We start from the raw sequence: 17,921 nt of genomic DNA, 5'->3' as shown, positions 1-17,921 counted from the left end.
ACTATTTATTTTGCAGTTGCGATTAAAACATCTTCAATAATTTTTGTAATATCACCATCTAAAATAGCATCAACATTTGAATAACCAATATTACTTCTACTATCTTTTACTTGTTGATATGGTTGAAGTACATAAGATCTAATTTGATGTCCCCAGCCATTATCACTTTTTTCAACACCATCTTTTGTTGCTTGTTGTTTTTCAAGTTCAAGTTCGTATAGTCTTGATTTTAGCATTTTCATTGCACTTGCTTTATTTTTGTGTTGAGATCTGTCATTTTGACATTGAACTACAATATTTGTAGCAATATGTGTGATTCTAATAGCTGATTCTGTTTTATTAACATGTTGCCCACCAGCTCCACTTGCTCTGTATGTATCAATTCTAATATCTTTATCTTCAATTACAATATCAATATTGTCATCAACTTCTGGACTCACCATTACCGATGAAAATGAAGTATGTCTTTTTGCATTTGAGTCAAATGGAGAGATTCTAACAAGTCTATGAATACCATTTTCAGCTTTCATATATCCATAAGCATTTTCACCTTTGATGATAAAAGAAACATCTTTGATTCCAGCTTCATCACCATTTTGATAATCAAGTAGTTCTATTTTAAAATCATTTCTTTCAGCCCATCTTAAATACATTCTATATAAAATTGATGCCCAATCTTGCGATTCAGTTCCACCAGCTCCTGGATGAATAGATACAATTGCATTTGAAGCATCATCAGGATTAGATAGCATTACCGAAATTTCAGTTGATTTAATTAATTTTTCAAGTTCAGGTGCTTCATCATAAAGCATTTCAAAAGTATCTTCATCTTTTTCATCACTTGCCATCTCATAAAGTTCATTTGTTCCTTTTAAAGAATCATTTGCTTTATTATATTTACTTAATTTTCCTAAAATTCTATTTTTCTCAATACCGATTTTTGTAGCATTTTCTATATTATTCCAAAAGTCTTGTGCTGATTCTTCTTCTTTAATTTCATCTAATCTTTTGTTTAAATCATCAGGTTTTAAAATACCTTTGATATTTTTAAGTTTAGTGTTTAAAAGTTTTAATAGTTCTGAATATTCGTATGCATCCATTTAGTGTAATCCTTTAAAAAAAGGCATTATACATAAAATATGTATAAAAGTTGGTTAGGAAGCTTTTGAGTTAGATATAAAAAAAGCTCAAAGAAACTTTGAGCTTTTTAATTTTTTTGTAAAATAAACTTTTAGATTAGAAAGAATATTCTACGTGTAGTCTTCCCATATTTGATTTTAAATCATCATTAGTACCATAGTAATTAGTTTTTTCTAATTGACCAAGTCTTAAATATGTTGATAAATTACTACTCATTTTATATTTAGTTTGAACATAGATTTCATTTTGATCTAAATCATTTGAATTTGCTCCAACATCAATACCACTATATTTTAATGCAACATTTACTTTTTCAGTAACTTGTGCATCAACAGATGCATAAATTGCAGAAGCATCACTTATACCTGATAATGTAACTCTCCAGTGGTCATCCATTCCTGCATCAGAACTATCATCAAGACCAACAGTTCCACCTTCTTTATCAGTTTGTCCATATGCTAAATAAGCACCAAAAATACCTAAGTTAGCTTGAATACCTGTTTTCCACAAGCTATTTTTATCATCTGAAGAATCTAAATCTAAAGATGAATATCTAGCATAAGGATTTAACTTTAAATCAGCAATATCATAGTTACCTGTTAATCCAATAGAATATGCATCAAATTCATCTTGTAAATCAGCATATGATGCATCTAAAGTTGCTCCTGCATATGCTAAAGTTCCAGTTACATAATAAAAACTTTCTGAACCATCAATACCTATTGTATCTAATGCATGACCATCATTATTATCAAAATTAGTTTGATTAAAGTATCCACCAGTTAATGAAACTAAATCTCCATAATGAGTCGCCGCAACTACACCTGTACCAGTTGATTCATTACCAATTGAATCTCTAGAAATAGTAAATGGAGTTACAACTGCTTGTTTACCAAGAGTAATTATAGTATTTTGAACACCTGTATATGAAAAATTAACTTCTGATAAGAATATATCTACGTTAGAATCACTATCAGCTTGAGTATTTAATGAAACTTCACCAGCATTAGCTTTATTTCCTGCGATAAATCTTGAGTTAAATTTAACATCATCATTTACTTTAGTACCGATATTTATAGCCGCTTTATAAAGATTTGAAGTTGATGAATCACCTTTTACTGAGCTATTATTTTCTTCATAGTCATTATATCTATAAGCTACAGATCCTGATACTTCAACATTTTTTATTGCTTCTTCTAATGGTTGAGCATTTGCACATGTAATACTACCAATCGCAATCGCAGTTGCTAAACTTAATTTTGTTATTTTCATTTTTTGAATCCTTTTTTATTTTAATGTTTTATAAAATTATCGGAAAATTACTTATAACTTACTTATAAATTTAGGATTAGTTGTATAGTTAATAATTAATTCTGAAGTTTATACCTCAGAATTAAAAAATATTAGTAGAATTTGTTTATTTGTTATTTATTGACTTTAAATAAGCATGAATACCTTTTATCTCATTATGATCTAAAAAGTTTGCATAGGGAGTCATAATATTTGCATTCATTGAATTAACATTACCAACTTTATAGTTTTTGATTGATTCTTGCATATCTTCAAGTGATAAATCTTTTAGTGGTCTTGAAGTATTGTAAGCTCTTTTTTCACCATTTGTTCCATGACATGTTTGACATTTAGTTGTATAAAGTTCTTGTGCAAGAATTGTTGCATCTTTTAACTCTTTTTCAACTTTTGCTTTTTCTTCAGCAACTTTCTTCTTTTCAAGTTTTGCTAAAATATTAGCTTCCATTTGAGCTTGATTTCCTGTGAAATTAGAAGAAACTTCAGTTGTTGCAGTTTTTAGAATATATATAAAATTCATACCATTTGGTGATTGTGATATTTTTATATCATCTACATTCCAACCTTTTGCTTTCATGTCATTTACTGTAAATTTTCCATTACAAAGACCACCGTCAAGTGCAGTGTTTTCAATAGTACTCATTGATTGGTGATTTTCTTTAAAACACATTGTAGTATCAGCAAAAAGTGAAGATGAACCCAATAGTATTATTGTTGAAAGAATCGCTTTTTTCAAGATTAAATCCTTTTTTTAATTTTGTAGATTTTAGCATAATAAGATTAAATATTTAGAATAAGATTAAAAATGATTACAATTTAGAAATAAAAAAAGGCTAGAGATAAAATCTCTAGCCTTGAAAATAAAAGTTTTATACTCTAAAAATATTAGAATGTATATTCAACTTGTAATCTTCCTCTAACATCATCATTAACTTCAGTGTTAGTTGTGTCATTATCTTTAGTATAAGTTCCATATCTAACATAAGTAGATAAGTTTTTACTCATTTTATATACTAATTGAGCATATAACTCTTCTTCAGTCATATCAGCATCTGCACCATTTACATATTGTAAATTATTGTAGTTAGCTGATAAATTTAAGTTAGATAAAATATCTACACCTAAAGTTGTTTGCCAGTAATCAGCATCAGCTTTACCATTTACAGTTGTATTCCAACCATTTACAGTAGTTACAGCATCATTATCTAATGCAGTTAACCCACCATCTTTATCAGTAGTTGCATAAACAACTTTTGCATTAACAATACCTGCTTTTGCAGTTAAAGCAATTTTTGCAATAGAATTATCTGTTCCTATTCCAAAAAAATCATCATCAAGAGTTAATGATGCAAATCTTGCATCCGCACCTAATTTAATACCATCTAAATCTAAATCTGCTTTTGCTCCTACAGTGTATGTATCAAAAGTATCTTGTAAATCTAAGTACCAAGCATCAATTGTAACAGGTCCAGCAGCAACGATTGCTCCTACTGTTGCAACATCTTCATCCCCATCCAATACACCTGCAAAGTTTCCGCCAGCATTTTGTTCTGAAGGAGTTCCAGTTCCATTTAAAGTACTAATTTTTGCATCTGTAGAAGCATCTAAATTAGTTTGATTAAAGTATGCACCTGCTAAAGTAACTGGACCAACAGTTGAAAGAGCTAAAATTCCAGTACCATTTTGCTCATTATTATCAGAGTCAATAGCAACAGTCCAAGGAGTTGTTAAACCTTGTTTCCCAACATTAACAGTAGTGTTTTGAATACCTGTGTATCCAAAATAAACATTTGATAATGAAACATCAGCATTTGTATCTTTATTAACATCATCACCAGATGCATTACCTAATTGAGCAAATCCTGCATTTGCAGCTCTTCCAACAATAAATCTTGTATTTAATTTTACATCTTCATTTACTTTAGAAGCTAAATTTAAACCAATTTTATAGTTATTTGTTTGAGAAGAAGTATCCGAAGTATCATTACTATAGTCATTATATCTATAAACAACAGAACCAGATACGTCTACATTTTTGATTGCTTCTTCTAATGGTTGAGCATTAGCCGTAGTTAACCCAGCAACTGCAACAGCTGCTACTAAACTTAATTTTGCGATTTTTTTCATTTGTTCTCCTAAAATTTCGAAATCTTGTTTTCAGTCTATCGGAGCGCGCGAACTCATCTAAGACTATTGCCTTAAACCTTTTCCGACATACCGTTGTGGCCATTCTACAGCACTAAATTTTAAAGTTTTCTTAAAATGAGGTTTTGAGTGTTAATTAAGCGTTAATTTAAGTTAGTTTTTAATTAACACATAGTTAATGCTTGATTAATGCTATTTTAGGAGCTTTTTTGTCTTGTTTATTATTTAGTTATTCAGACTAACAATACAATTTTTGAGTATATTTGGCTTAGAAATCTTGATTTTTAGTGTATCTATTTTGTAACTATTAAGTAGTAATGATTCAAGATGTAAAATTGCATCTTCTAAAAGTAAGAACTTTTGTTCTTTCATCGTTGCTTTTACAAGATTTGAAATATGTGAGTAGTCAATAAATAAATCTTTTGAATATTCATACTCAAAAGATATATTTATTATGACTTTTTGTTTTTTGATTCGTTCGAAGTCTAAAATTCCTATTATACATTTAAATGTTAAATCAGTAATTTCAATTTTCATATAACTTTTTTCTCTTCACCTTTTATAATTCTTAAAATATTTGGAATATGTTTATAGATTATTATAAAAGCAATAATATACATAGGCACATTTGAACCTACATTTAATCCATTATTTAAAAAACTTGCACTTATTATTACCGCAATTAATCCTAAAAGTGATGATAAAGATGAAATTTTTAAAACTTTTGCACAAACTATCCAAACAAGAGCACCAATAAGTGTTGGTATTGGAATAAGTACTAAATAAACACCAAGTCCAGTTGCAACGCCTTTCCCACCTTCTAATCCTAGATAAATAGAATAACAGTGACCTAAAACAGCTAAAATTGCAACTCCCCAAAGCGTTGAGTCACTAACTCCATAATATAGAGCTACGAGTAATACAACTGCACCTTTTAAAGCATCAAGTAAAACTGTTGCAATTCCTAATTTTTTTGCTAATTTAGGATTAGTTTCTTTTACAACTCTTAGAACATTTGTAGCTCCAATTGATTTACTTCCAGCTGTTGTAATATCAACTCCTGCAAATGTTTTAGCTAAAATTGAACCAAAAGGAATAGAACCTATTAAATAAGCTGCAAGAAAAAATAAAATATTTGTATTTGTGATAAAATCCATATATTACCCTTGTATAAAGTGTGTGATTAAATGAGATTATAACTAAAGTTTTGTTATATTCACATTTAATAAAGATGTGAAGGTTTATTTTGAATTTAAAAGAAGAAATACTAAAATTAAAAGAAGAGTTAGATGTAACTCTTGTTGCACACTTTTACCAAAGAGACGAGGTATTTGAATTAGCTGATATAACAGGTGATTCATTAGAACTTGCAAAAAAAGTAATGCTTACAGATTCCAAGTTTGTGGTATTTTGTGGTGTTGGTTTTATGGGTGAGAGTGTAAAAGTTATGAGTCCAGAGAAAACAGTACTTATGCCAAAAATTGCATGTTGTGCAATGGCTAGAATGATTGATGAGGGATATTTTGAGCAAAATTTAAAAAAAATAAATGATGCTGGAATTCCTAATGAAAATATTTTACCAATTACATATATAAATTCAAGTGCAGCAGTTAAAGCAAAAGTTGGGCAAATGGCTGGAATGGTTTGTACGTCATCAAATGCTTATAAAATCATAGAAAAAGGTTTGAAATCTGGTAAAAAGATATTTTTTGTTCCTGATAGATGTCTAGGGCAAAATTTTGCTAAATCATTAAATCTAAAATCTGCAATTGTTGGAGATGGTACTGATTTAAAAGAAGCAGATATTATCTGTTATAATGGTTTTTGTTCAGTTCATCAACAATTTTCTGTAGAAGATATTGAATTTTATAGAAATAAATATCCAGATATTTTAATAGCAGTTCATCCAGAATGTGATCCAAGTGTTTGCGATGCTGCTGATTTTGTAGGTTCAACTTCTCAATTAATTGCATATATAAAAGAATTACCTATTGAGCAAAAAATAGCTGTTGGAACTGAATTTAATATGGTAAATAGATTAAGACAAAAAAATACTTATATTTTAAGCTCTACAAAACCTGAATGCCCTACAATGAACGAGACAACATTGGAAGATGTTTATAATACTTTGAAATCAATTAAAGATGATAATATATTAAAAGAGAATGAAATATTTGTATCAGCAGAAACTGCTAAATGGGCTAAAGTTGCCCTTGAAAGGATGTTTGAAGTATGATTAATATAAAAAAGTTTGTTAAAAATGCCATTATTGAAGATAATGGTAGAGGAGATTTATTCTTCGATGTTGCTCCAAAAGGACGATTTACTGCACGTGCTATTTGTAAATCTGATGGTATTTTAGCAGGTGTTCAATATGCAAAAGTATTAGCAAGAACTGAGAAATTTGATTGTAAATTTTTGAAAAATGATGGTGATGAGATAAAAGCTGGAGATGTGATTGCTGAACTTGAGGGGAAAGCCTCAATCTTATTGTCTTCTGAGCGAACTTTTTTAAATATGCTTCAACATGCATCTGGAATTGCAACTATGGCAAATAAATATGCAAAGCTTATGGAAGGAACAGGTGTAGTTTTACTAGATACTAGAAAAACAAGACCACAACTTAGAGATTTTGAAAAATATGCCTCAAGAGTTGGTGGTGCGATAAATCATAGACTTGGACTTGATGATTGTTTAATGTTAAAAGATACACACTTAAGAACTATTGATAATCTTGAAGAGTTTGTAAAAAAAGCAAGAAAAAGAATTTCTTGGGTTACAAAAATCGAAATAGAGTGTGAAACTTTAGACCAAGTAAAAGAAGCAATGCATGCTGGTGCTGATATTATTATGTGTGATAATATGACTATAGAGCAAATAAAAGAGGTTGTAGTTTTTAGAAATGAAAATTATCCACATATTTTATTGGAAGCAAGTGGAAATATAAATTTAGAAACTATTAGAAACTATGCTTCAACTGGTGTTGATGCAATTAGTAGTGGAAGTATAATTCACCAAGCAACTTGGCTTGATTTCTCTATGAAGTTTGATTAGGATTTGATTTGAAAAAAGATTTTATAATTAGTAATAAAGTTGATATGTCTGAGTATACAAAAGCATTAGAGCTTATTGAAAAAAGTAGATATATATTAATAATTACTCATGTAAATCCAGATCCAGATTCTATAGGTTCAGCTTTAGCTTTGTCAAATCTGTTCCATGAAAATAAAATAAAACATAAAGTATTTAATATAAGTTCAGATTTACCTCAAAATCTTGATTTTATACCAAGATTTGAAAAAATCACAGATCAATTACCAGCTTTTTTTGATTTAGCTATAAGTGTTGATTGTGGAACTTATAAAAGATTAGGGTTTGAACTTGATCCATCAATTCCACTTATAAATTTTGATCATCATAAATCAAATAATAGTTTTGGGGTTGTTAATATTGTTGATTCTCAGAAAAGTTCAACTGCTGAATTAGTTTTTGAATTTTTTAAGCATAATGGTTTATATATAACAAAAGATTCTGCGACTGCACTTTATGTTGGCATTTATGATGACACATTAGCTTTTTCTTTAGGAAGATGCGATGAAATGACTTTTGAAAAGGTTAACTTTTTAGTAGAGTGTGGTGCAAGCCCTTCTGGAATTGCAAATAAACTTTTACGAAGAGATTCTTTGGCAAAATATAGAATTATTCCGAAAGTTTTGGATAGTTTAGAATTATTTAAAGATGGAGAAGTTGCTTCTATTATTGCTATGGAAGAATGGTTTAAACAAACGGGCGCTCATAATAGGGATTGTGAAGATGCCCTAGATATGATTATGAGTATGGCAATTGTAAAAATTGCAATATTTGTAAGAGTAGTTAATGGAGTCTCAAGAGTATCTTTGCGATCAAAGGGACAAATTGATGTTTCTACTGTAGCCATGAAATTTGGTGGTGGTGGACATTTTAATGCATCTGGTTGTACATTAGAAATATTAGATGTTAATAAAGCGAAAGAAATTGTATTAAAGGAAATTTTTGAAATTTACAAATAATAAAAACGGAAAAGTATTTTGGATTTTTATAATCCTTCTTATATTAGTTATGGCCTTAATAGCCTTTTTATTTTTATCTCCAACTTTTGAAAGAGTTGCTCCCAAAATATCAATAGATAAAGAGATTTATTGGAATTTACAAAAACCAATAAAAGTTGAGATCACAGATAATAATGATATAAAATCATATGATATCATTTATGATGATGGACAAAAACAAACAAAATTAGAGACAAAAGTTACTAAAAGTGAAAAAGGTTTAATTGAATTAGAGATATTACCTCCTTCTTTTAATGAAATGCAAAAACCAAAAGATGGAAATATTAAAATTGATGTTTATGATGTAAGTAAATGGAATTTCTTTAGAGGAAATCAAAGCGTAACAACATCAAAAGTAATTATTGATAAAAAAAGTCCAGTTGCAAATGTAATTGCAAATTCATATTTATTAAGACAAGGTGGAAGTGGTGTTGTAATTGTAGAAGTTTCAGATGAAAATTTAAAAGATTATTACATCTCGTTTAATGATGAAGAATTATTTGAACTATTCCCTTTTTATAAAAAGAATTACTATATAGCAATTATTACATGGCCAGTAAAAATAAAAGAATTTAGTAGAGTAAATTTAGTAGCAGTTGATATGGCTGGTAATAAAAGTGTTGCTAAAGTTCCTTTTTATATTAAAAGTTTTCAAGAAAAAGATGATGATATAAAAGTATCAGATGATTTTATTCAAAATGTAGCAAAACAAGTATTAGAAAAAAGTGATGTAAATATTCCAACTGATCCTGTGGATATATTCCTAAAAACTAATAAAGAAGTTAGAGAAAAGAATATTAAAACAATTAGAGATGTTACAAGAAAAAATTTCTCTAATAACTTAGTTACATCATATGATTTAAAAACATTTTTAAGATTAGAAAATTCAGCAACAGTTGCGGGTTATGGAGAAAGAAGAAGTTATTTTTACAATGATCAAAAAGTTGATGAAGAGTGGCATTTAGGAATGGATTGGGCAAGTGTAAAAAGAGCTCCAATTAAAACATATAATGATGGAAAAGTAATATTTAAAGATTATTTAGGAATTTATGGAAATTCTATTATTATAGATCATGGTATCGGATTAGCAACACTTTATGCCCATACAAGTAGTGCAAATGTTGAATTAAATGATGAAGTAAAAGCTGGACAACAAATTGGAAATACTGGATCAACTGGGGCTGTATTTGGTGATCATTTACACTTTGGTGTCTTAGTTCAAGGAATAGAAGTAAACCCTAATGAATGGCAAACAAAAGATTGGATAAGTACAAATGTTACTAAAACAATAAATGATGCTGTGAAAGTGATAAATACTAAATGAAACAAAGAACAATAGCAAAAAGTACGGAAATAGTAGGAATAGGATTGCATAAAGGTGTCCCTGTAAAAATGAGACTTGAACCATTAGAAAGTGATATGGGAATAGTTTTTTATAGAGTTGATGCAGGAGTTACTATTCCACTTAAAAAAGAGTATGTTGTTGACACAAAAATGGCAACAGTAATTGGTAAGGATGGAGTTGTTATTTCAACAATTGAACATCTTTTATCTGCAATTTATGCTTATGGAATTGATAATCTAAGAATAGTAATTGATAATGATGAAGTTCCTGTTCTTGATGGAAGTTCTGCTGGATATTGTATGTTAATTGAAGAAGCTGGAATAAAAGAGCTTGATAAATCAAAAAAAGCAATTAAAATCAAAAAAATGGTTGAAGTTACAACTCCTGAGGGCAAAAGAGTTTGTTTAAAACCATCGGATAGAATTGTTTATGATTTTGAGATTACTTTTGATCATCCAGCAATTGGGAAACAAAAATTTCATTTTGATTATTCTATTTCTGAATATAAAGAAAATATTAGTCGAGCAAGAACATTTGGGTTTTTACATGAAGTTCAATATTTAAGAAGTATTGGATTAGCTCAAGGTGGTTCTATGGAAAATGCTATTGTGCTTGATCAAACTAAAGTCTTAAATCCTGAAGGTTTAAGGTTTGAAGATGAATTTGTAAGACATAAAATTTTAGATGCTATTGGTGATATGGCTTTACTTGAATATACAATGGTTGGTGAATATGATGCAATTGCAGGAAGTCATCATCTAAATCATCTGTTAACAAAAAAACTTTTCGAAAGTGCTGATAATTATGAAATTATTGACTTAGAAGAAGCAAGTAGTGAAGCTGTTGTGTTTGAAATGGCTTATGCTAATGCAGATAGTTAAGGTTAAATTTGATTGAAGTTTTAGTAATAACTATCTCAAATCCATTATTAATTGGAATTTATGAAAATAAAAAATTAATTAAAGAACATAAACTTGATGGCAAAACATCTGATTTGCTGCCAAGTTTATTTGAAAAACTTATAATAGAATATAATATAGATAAAATAATTTATGTAAATTCTCCAGGTTCATTTATGGCAATAAAAGTTGCTTACATTTTTTTAAAAACAATCAGTATTACAAAAAATATTAAACTAGAAGCTTCTGATGGTTTTGAGTTTAATCAAAATTCTGCAATAAAAGCCTTAGGAAAAAAATACTTTATAAAAGTAAATAATAAAATTAAAGTAGACTTTTTAGAAAAAGATAGTATAATCCACGACTTTAAATTACCTATGTGTATAGAAAAATATAAATTTAATGAAGAAACACTGCCGATATATAATTTACCAGCTGTTTAAGAAGGAAATGGATGAAAGTAAGCGTTCCAGCTACTAGTGCAAATTTAGGCCCAGGTTTTGACTGCTTAGGTCTAGCAATCTCAATGAAAAATCAAGTAATAATCAGACCATCAAAATTTCATAGTGTATCTTTAAAAGGTGAGGGTGCTAATAATCCTGCTTTAAAAGATAATAATATGTTTATATCAATTTTTAATGATTTTTATCACAACTTATCATATAAAAAAAGACATTTTAGATTTGAATTTCAAAATGAAATTCCCTTATCAAGAGGATTAGGAAGCTCATCAGCTGTTATTGTTTCTGCAATTGCAAGTGCTTATGCAATTGAGGGAATAAAACTTGAAAAAGATAAATTATTGAATTTAGCCTTAGCATATGAAAATCATCCTGATAATATAACACCAGCCGTTATGGGTGGATTTAATGTAGCATGTGTTCAAGAAAATGAAGTAAGATATATTCATAAAGAGATACCAAAAAGTTTAAAAGCTGTTGTTGTTGTTCCAAATAGAGCAATATCTACGCAACTATCAAGAAAAACTCTACCTTTTAAATATTCAAAAGAAGATACAGTTTTTAATATTTCACATTCATCTTTATTAACAGCTGCTTTTATGGCTGAAGATTGGGAAATGTTAAAAAATGCTTCTCATGATCAAGTTCATCAAAAATATAGAATGAAACAGATGCCAGAACTTTTTGATGTTCAAAAAACTGCTTTAAAAGAAGGTGCGTTAATGAGTACACTTTCTGGATCTGGTTCAACACTATTTTCAATGGCTTATGGAGATGATAGTAAAAATCTTGAAAAAGCACTAAAGCTTAGATTTCCTCATTTCAAAGTGTTTGTAGCAGATTTTGATAATGTCGGTGTGAGAATAGAAATTTGAAAGTCTTTGATATTAAGTATATTTTAGGTATAATATTTGCCTAGTTTAAAAAAGACCTTAAGAACTTGTGTCATTTGCAGAGGCAAATTTGAACAAAAAGAGTTATTAAGACTAAAATGTGAAGAGAAGAAATTATTGTTTTACAATAATTATGGTAGAAGTTTTTATATTTGTGGAGAGTGTGAAAAACATTTACAAATGGATATAAACGGAAAAGATTATAAAAAAATCGAAAAGTCACTCTGCAGAGAGTGTAAAAATAAAGATAAGTATGTCACACAACTTAAGGAGATGCTAACAGATGTCAGATAAAGTAAGAGTATATGAAATTGCAGAAGAAGCGGGAGCAAGTAGCCAAGATGTAATTGCGAAAGCTAAAGATTTAGGAATAGAACTAAAATCACCGCAAAGTGCAGTATCATATGAAGATGCTGAAGAGATTACAAAATATATCATGACAGGAAATAGTTCAAGATTACCGAGTAAGCCAGCATCAAAAGCAAAAAAAGTTATTGAAAATAAGATTCCTGAAATTAGCGAAGAAGTAAAAGAAGAAAAAGAAGTTAAAATAGAATTAGAGAAAACTGAAGTTATCGAAAAAAAAGAGGCGGAAGTTATAAAAAAACCTGAATTAAAAAAAGTTGTAATTTCTAAACCTATTTCAAGACCTGCTTTAAAAACTCAAGAAGAATTAGACAAACCTGAAGTTAATCCTGATAATGCAAATAAAATAGTACCTAAAAGAAGAGGTCTAGTTATTGTTAAAAAGAACAAACCTAAAAAAGAAGAACCAGTTGTTAATTCATTTGAGCTAGAAGTTCAACCAAGAAAACAAATGAAATCATTAAGTGAAATTTTAGGTTCTAATGATGAAGATGACAAATCAAATATTGACAATCACATTTTAAGTGAAGATCAAAAAAGAATTAATAGAATAAAAAAAGAGAAAAAGAAAACTATTGTAAGAGCTCAAGATCATGGTAAAAAACTTGATGTTAATAGAACTTATACAGATGATTTCGTAAGCTCAGATGATTCTTTACTTGGTGAGGAAGTTGTTCTTTTAGATATGGATTTAGGTGATGGATTCAAAATATTTGATGAACCAAAACCACAAAATCCTGCAAAACAATCAAGAAGTTCAAGACCAGCTGCTTTTGGAAATGCACCTCAAGGTTTAAAAAGAGGGAAAAGAAAGAAAAGAATTGCTAGAACACAAGAAACTATAGAAATTACAGAAGTTACAATTCCTGAAGATATTAGAGTTTATGAATTTGCTGAAGCTTGTGGAAAATCACCTGCTGAAGTTATTACAGTTTTATTTTCTTTAGGAATGATGGTTACTAAAAATGATTTCTTAAAACAAGATGAATTAGAAATTCTTGGTGAAGAGTTCGGAATAGAAGTAACTGTTAGAGATGCATTAGAAGATGTAAATTATGTTGGTGATTATCTTGATGAAGATATAAATGATTCAGATTTTGTTACACGACCGCCAGTTGTTACTATTATGGGGCACGTTGATCATGGTAAAACTTCATTATTAGATAAAATTAGATCTTCTAAAGTTGCAAAAGGTGAAGCAGGTGGAATTACTCAACATATTTCATCTTATACAGTTGAAAAAAATGGACAAAAAATCACATTTGTAGATACTCCAGGGCATGCTGCTTTCTCTGCTATGAGAGCAAGAGGTTCTGCAATTACTGATATCGTTATTATTGTTGTTGCTGCTGATGATGGGGTTAAACCTCAAACCGAAGAAGTTATTTCTCATGCAAAAGCTAGTGGTTGTCCAATTATTGTAGCAATTAACAAAATGGATAAAGAAACTGCAAATCCAGACATGGTAAAAGCTCAAATGGCTGAGAGAGATTTAACTCCAATTGATTGGGGTGGAAATACAGAATTCATTGGAGTTTCTGCTTTAACTGGTGCTGGAATTGATGATTTATTAGAAAACATTTTAATTCAATCTGAACTATTAGAATTAAGAGCTGATCCAACTGTAAAAGCAAAAGCTGCTGTTATTGAATCTTCATTAGAAAAAGGTAGAGGTCCAGTTGCTACTATTATTGTGCAAAACGGAACTCTAAGAATTGGTGATAATATTGTTTGTGATACTACTTTTGGTAGAGTAAAAGCAATCACTGATGATAATGGAAATCCAGTTAAAGAACTTGGACTATCAGAAACTGGAACAGTTTTAGGTTTAAATGATGTTCCAACAACTGGTACTGTAATGGTTGTTCTTGATACTGATAAAGAAGCAAGAGATATCGCAACTACAAGAGCTGAACATGCACGTGCTAAAGAGTTATCTAAATCTACTAAAGTTTCTTTAGAAGAGATGAGTGGATTAATTGCAGAAGGTAAAATCAAACAACTTCCCGTAATTATTAAAACGGATGTTGGTGGTTCACTAGAAGCTATTAAAGGTTCATTAGAAAAAATTGCAAATGATGAAGTAAAAGTAAAAGTAATACATGCAGCTGTTGGTGGAATTACAGAATCTGATTTAATTCTTGCTGGTGCATCTGAGGGATGTATTATTTTAGGATTTAATGTAAGACCTACAGGTTCTGTTAAAGCAAAAGCAAAAGCAGATGGAATTTCTATTAATACTTATTCAATTATTTATGATTTAATTGATGATGTTAAAGATGCATTATCAGGTATGATGAGTGCAGTAATTAGAGAAGAAAATACTGGACAAGCAGAAGTAAGAGACACCTTCGTTGTTCCAAAAGTTGGAACTGTAGCTGGATGTTTAGTAACAGATGGAAAAGTAATCAGAGGTGGTCATGCTAGAATTATTAGAGATGGAATTGTAACTTATACAGGTAAAATTTCATCATTAAAAAGATTTAAAGATGATGCTAAAGAAGTTGCTAATGGTTATGAGTGTGGAATTATGTTTGATAAATTCAATGATATTAAACCAGGTGACTTTATTGAAACATTCATACAAATCGAAGAGAAAGTATCAGTAGATAAGAACTAATGAAAAGTATTAATCTACAAAGAACAGAATCTTTATTAATGGAATTAATTCCAGAAGCACTATCAAATTTAGTTGATTCGAGAATTAATTCTTTACCAATAACAGCGGTAAATTGCAAAAATGGTAAATATGATGCAATTGTATATTTTGATGGTTCTGATTATGAAAAAGCAGAAATAAAAGAGATTATTGCTTTATTAAATAAAGCAAATGGAAGATTAAAGACACATATACTTGCAAGTACTGGTTGGTACAAATGTCCAAACTTTACTTTTTTAAATGATACATCTTTAGAAAAATCAAAAAATATTGAAGCATTATTTGCTCAAATTAGAAAAACGAAAAGTGAAGAAGAATGAGTTTAGAAGAATCAATTAAATTAGCTGTCGAGAGTTTAGGTGCTAAACTTTACGATATTGTAAATGCAAAAGAACATGATAGAAATATTTTTAGAGTTTTAGTAACTGCTGAAAATGGTATCAGTTTAGATAAATGTGCGGAAATTTCAAGAATGATTTCACCAATATTGGATGTAAATGAGCCAATGGGTGGAGAATATATTCTAGAAGTTAGCTCTCCAGGTATCGAGCGAAAACTTAGAAGAAAAGAGCATTTTCTTGCCTCAGTTGGTGAAAAAGTTAAAATTAAAAACTTTGCAACTGAAGTATTCAAAGGTGAATTAATTTTTGCTGATAATGAAAAAATAATTGTTAAAACTGAATTTGGAGATGATGAAATCACATATGATAATATTTTAGCAGCTGCAACTTACTACGAGTGGTAATAAAACAATAGTTATTTCTATTGTTTTTTAACCCTAATTAAAACTACTTAATATATACTACTCTCAAAAATTTATACAAAAAAAGCGAATATTATAATGAAAATAGATGATAATTTTTATATGAAATTAGCTATTGATGAAGCATGGAAATATCAGCTTTTAACATACCCAAATCCTGCTGTTGGATGTGTTATTTTAAAAGATGGTAAGTTATTATCAATAGAGGCACATAAAGAGGCTGGAATGCCCCATGCAGAAGTTAATGCACTTAAAGCTGCATATTTAATAGAATATCCAAATTCAATACTAAAAATGAAAAATAGTTCTCAAGATATTCATACTTTTCTTTTAGAAAATCATAATGGGTATTTTAATGATTGTGAAATTTTTGTAACCCTAGAACCTTGTAATCATATAGGTAAAACGCCATCATGTGCAAACTTATTAAAAGAGTTAAAACCAAAAAGAGTAATTGTTGCCCATGAAGATATAAATAAAGTTGCCTCAGGAGGCATTGAAACACTAAAAAATTTTAATATTGATGTTAGCTTAGGATGTATGAAAAAAGAGGCTTATAACCTTTTATATCCATTTATAAAGTGGAGTAGTGGAACTTTTATCTTTTATAAAATGGCTCAAACATTAAATGGCTGCATTGATGGAACAGTATCCTCAAAAATGAGCCAACTTTACGTTCACACATTAAGAGATAAAGTAGATTTAATGTTAATAGGTGGAAATACAGTAAGAATTGATAAACCAACCCTTGATGCAAGATATATTGCAGGTCGTGCTCCAAATATAATGATTTATAGTAAAAATAAAATATTTGATAATAATATTCAACTATTTAAAGTACCAAATAGGCAAGTTTTGATTAGCGATGATTTATTTAAATTACTTGATTACAAGCTTGTAATGGTTGAGGGTGTTTATAATTTAATGAATATATTAAAAGAAAAAATTGATTATATTGTATTAATTGTAAGTCCAAAAATTAGAAATGGAATTAATGCTTTAAATGACATAAACATAGATTTTGAAATTGTCCATGAGAATTATCTTGGAGAAGAAAAAATTATATATTTAAAGAGAAAATAATTTATATAAATTTCTAAAATAATTGAACTTTCTATTAGTAATATAAATGACCAAAAATTAAAAAAGCAAACATAATAAAATCTTCTAAAATGTAAACATTTATTGATAGAAACAACAGAGAAATTTTTTTGAAGAAGGATCTGACTAGTGTACTGAAGAAAAGAAATCTCTATCGCAGTTTATAGCGATAAAGATTTTATTTTTATTTTACTTTTTCTAAGTACTCACCAGTTCTTGTGTCACATTTAATAATGTCACCTTCTAGAATGTGGAAAGGAATTTGCACAACTGCACCTGATTCTAAAGTAGCAGGTTTTCTACCACCTTGAGAATCACCTTTAAAGTTTGGTGGTGTTTCTACAATTTTTAATTCAACAACCATTGGAGGCTCAACAGTAATTGCTTTACCATTATAGTACATCATGTCACAAGACATACCATCTATAATCCAATCAAAAGCTTCACCAACTTGATCGTAAGTTAACCCCTCTTGTTCATAAGTTGTGTTATCCATAAATTGTAATAATTCACCATCATCATATAAAAATTGCATCTGTTTTTGTTGTAAATCTGGAACTTCACATTTATCACCAGCATGGAATGTTTTTTCAATAACTTTTCCATTTAAAAATGATTTAATTTTACATCTAACAAATGCTGCACCTTTTCCAGGTTTTACATGTTGATACTCTGTAATTTTGTAAGGAACACCATCTACTTCAATTTTTAATCCCTTTTTTAATTCACTCATACCAATTGCCATATTTTCTC

The 17,921-nt window shown here is 29.1% G+C and carries 19 protein-coding genes; 12 read left to right on the top strand and 7 right to left on the bottom strand.

What is annotated here, in order from left to right; all coding sequences use genetic code 11:
• Positions 1-5: 5 nt before the first annotated feature.
• From prfB to plsY, 6 genes are all read right to left on the bottom strand, one after another.
• On the bottom strand, positions 6-1,100 hold the full coding sequence (gene prfB, locus AVENP_RS13885; protein WP_128359977.1) for a peptide chain release factor 2: 1,095 nt from the start codon (positions 1,098-1,100) through the stop codon (positions 6-8).
• A gap of 136 nt (positions 1,101-1,236) precedes the next feature.
• Positions 1,237-2,412 carry a major outer membrane protein gene (locus tag AVENP_RS13880; RefSeq protein ID WP_128359976.1) on the bottom strand — a complete coding sequence of 392 codons (1,176 nt, stop codon included), beginning with the start codon at positions 2,410-2,412 and terminating at the stop codon, positions 1,237-1,239.
• A gap of 145 nt (positions 2,413-2,557) precedes the next feature.
• The gene (locus AVENP_RS13875; protein WP_128359975.1) at positions 2,558-3,184 is read right to left on the bottom strand and encodes a c-type cytochrome; all 627 of its coding nucleotides are present in this window, start codon (positions 3,182-3,184) and stop codon (positions 2,558-2,560) included.
• Positions 3,185-3,333: 149 nt separating this feature from the next.
• Positions 3,334-4,575, bottom strand: coding sequence for a major outer membrane protein (locus AVENP_RS13870; RefSeq protein WP_128359974.1), 1,242 nt, complete (start codon positions 4,573-4,575; stop codon positions 3,334-3,336).
• A gap of 243 nt (positions 4,576-4,818) precedes the next feature.
• A complete protein-coding gene (locus AVENP_RS13865; RefSeq protein ID WP_128359973.1) occupies positions 4,819-5,130 on the bottom strand; it encodes a dihydroneopterin aldolase in 312 nt (103 codons plus the stop codon).
• Entirely contained in the window at positions 5,127-5,750 is a 624-nt protein-coding gene (plsY, locus tag AVENP_RS13860; RefSeq protein ID WP_128359972.1) for a glycerol-3-phosphate 1-O-acyltransferase PlsY, read from the bottom strand. Before plsY ends, AVENP_RS13865 begins: the two co-directional genes overlap by 4 nt.
• 89 nt (positions 5,751-5,839) lie before the next feature.
• On the opposite strand from plsY, the gene nadA reads away from it, so the two are divergent.
• The 12 genes from nadA (at position 5,840) to ribD (ending at position 17,150) form a co-directional block, all read left to right on the top strand.
• Positions 5,840-6,829 (top strand): quinolinate synthase NadA, encoded by a 990-nt coding sequence (gene nadA / locus AVENP_RS13855; protein ID WP_128359971.1) that lies wholly within the window; start codon positions 5,840-5,842, stop codon positions 6,827-6,829.
• Positions 6,826-7,647 carry a carboxylating nicotinate-nucleotide diphosphorylase gene (gene nadC / locus AVENP_RS13850; RefSeq protein ID WP_128359970.1) on the top strand — a complete coding sequence of 274 codons (822 nt, stop codon included), beginning with the start codon at positions 6,826-6,828 and terminating at the stop codon, positions 7,645-7,647. The genes nadA and nadC overlap by 4 nt, the downstream gene beginning before the upstream one ends.
• An 8-nt stretch (positions 7,648-7,655) precedes the next feature.
• Complete coding sequence (locus AVENP_RS13845; RefSeq protein WP_128359969.1) at positions 7,656-8,642, top strand: DHH family phosphoesterase; 987 nt, start codon at positions 7,656-7,658, stop codon at positions 8,640-8,642.
• A complete protein-coding gene (locus AVENP_RS13840) occupies positions 8,626-10,005 on the top strand; it encodes a M23 family metallopeptidase (RefSeq protein WP_228201905.1) in 1,380 nt (459 codons plus the stop codon). The genes AVENP_RS13845 and AVENP_RS13840 overlap by 17 nt, the downstream gene beginning before the upstream one ends.
• Complete coding sequence (gene lpxC / locus AVENP_RS13835) at positions 10,002-10,907, top strand: UDP-3-O-acyl-N-acetylglucosamine deacetylase (RefSeq protein ID WP_128359967.1); 906 nt, start codon at positions 10,002-10,004, stop codon at positions 10,905-10,907. Before AVENP_RS13840 ends, lpxC begins: the two co-directional genes overlap by 4 nt.
• An 8-nt stretch (positions 10,908-10,915) precedes the next feature.
• Positions 10,916-11,368 carry a hypothetical protein gene (locus AVENP_RS13830; protein WP_128359966.1) on the top strand — a complete coding sequence of 151 codons (453 nt, stop codon included), beginning with the start codon at positions 10,916-10,918 and terminating at the stop codon, positions 11,366-11,368.
• Between the two features lie 11 nt (positions 11,369-11,379).
• The gene (thrB, locus tag AVENP_RS13825; protein ID WP_128359965.1) at positions 11,380-12,261 is read left to right on the top strand and encodes a homoserine kinase; all 882 of its coding nucleotides are present in this window, start codon (positions 11,380-11,382) and stop codon (positions 12,259-12,261) included.
• A 36-nt stretch (positions 12,262-12,297) separates the two neighbouring features.
• On the top strand, positions 12,298-12,573 hold the full coding sequence (locus AVENP_RS13820) for a YlxR family protein (protein WP_128359964.1): 276 nt from the start codon (positions 12,298-12,300) through the stop codon (positions 12,571-12,573).
• Positions 12,563-15,265 (top strand): translation initiation factor IF-2, encoded by a 2,703-nt coding sequence (infB, locus tag AVENP_RS13815; protein WP_128359963.1) that lies wholly within the window; start codon positions 12,563-12,565, stop codon positions 15,263-15,265. The genes AVENP_RS13820 and infB overlap by 11 nt, the downstream gene beginning before the upstream one ends.
• A complete protein-coding gene (rbfA, locus tag AVENP_RS13810) occupies positions 15,265-15,624 on the top strand; it encodes a 30S ribosome-binding factor RbfA (protein WP_128359962.1) in 360 nt (119 codons plus the stop codon). Before infB ends, rbfA begins: the two co-directional genes overlap by 1 nt.
• The gene (gene rimP, locus AVENP_RS13805) at positions 15,621-16,049 is read left to right on the top strand and encodes a ribosome maturation factor RimP (RefSeq protein ID WP_128359961.1); all 429 of its coding nucleotides are present in this window, start codon (positions 15,621-15,623) and stop codon (positions 16,047-16,049) included. Before rbfA ends, rimP begins: the two co-directional genes overlap by 4 nt.
• 96 nt (positions 16,050-16,145) lie before the next feature.
• The gene (gene ribD, locus AVENP_RS13800; protein ID WP_128359960.1) at positions 16,146-17,150 is read left to right on the top strand and encodes a bifunctional diaminohydroxyphosphoribosylaminopyrimidine deaminase/5-amino-6-(5-phosphoribosylamino)uracil reductase RibD; all 1,005 of its coding nucleotides are present in this window, start codon (positions 16,146-16,148) and stop codon (positions 17,148-17,150) included.
• A gap of 202 nt (positions 17,151-17,352) precedes the next feature.
• On the opposite strand, the gene efp is transcribed toward ribD, so the two are convergent.
• A complete protein-coding gene (efp, locus tag AVENP_RS13795) occupies positions 17,353-17,913 on the bottom strand; it encodes an elongation factor P (protein ID WP_128359959.1) in 561 nt (186 codons plus the stop codon).
• Between the last annotated feature and the right edge of the window lie 8 nt (positions 17,914-17,921).

The organism is Arcobacter venerupis, assembly GCF_013201665.1.
GTDB classification, from domain to species: domain Bacteria; phylum Campylobacterota; class Campylobacteria; order Campylobacterales; family Arcobacteraceae; genus Aliarcobacter; species Aliarcobacter venerupis.
This window is presented reverse-complemented; position numbering and strand designations above follow the sequence as displayed.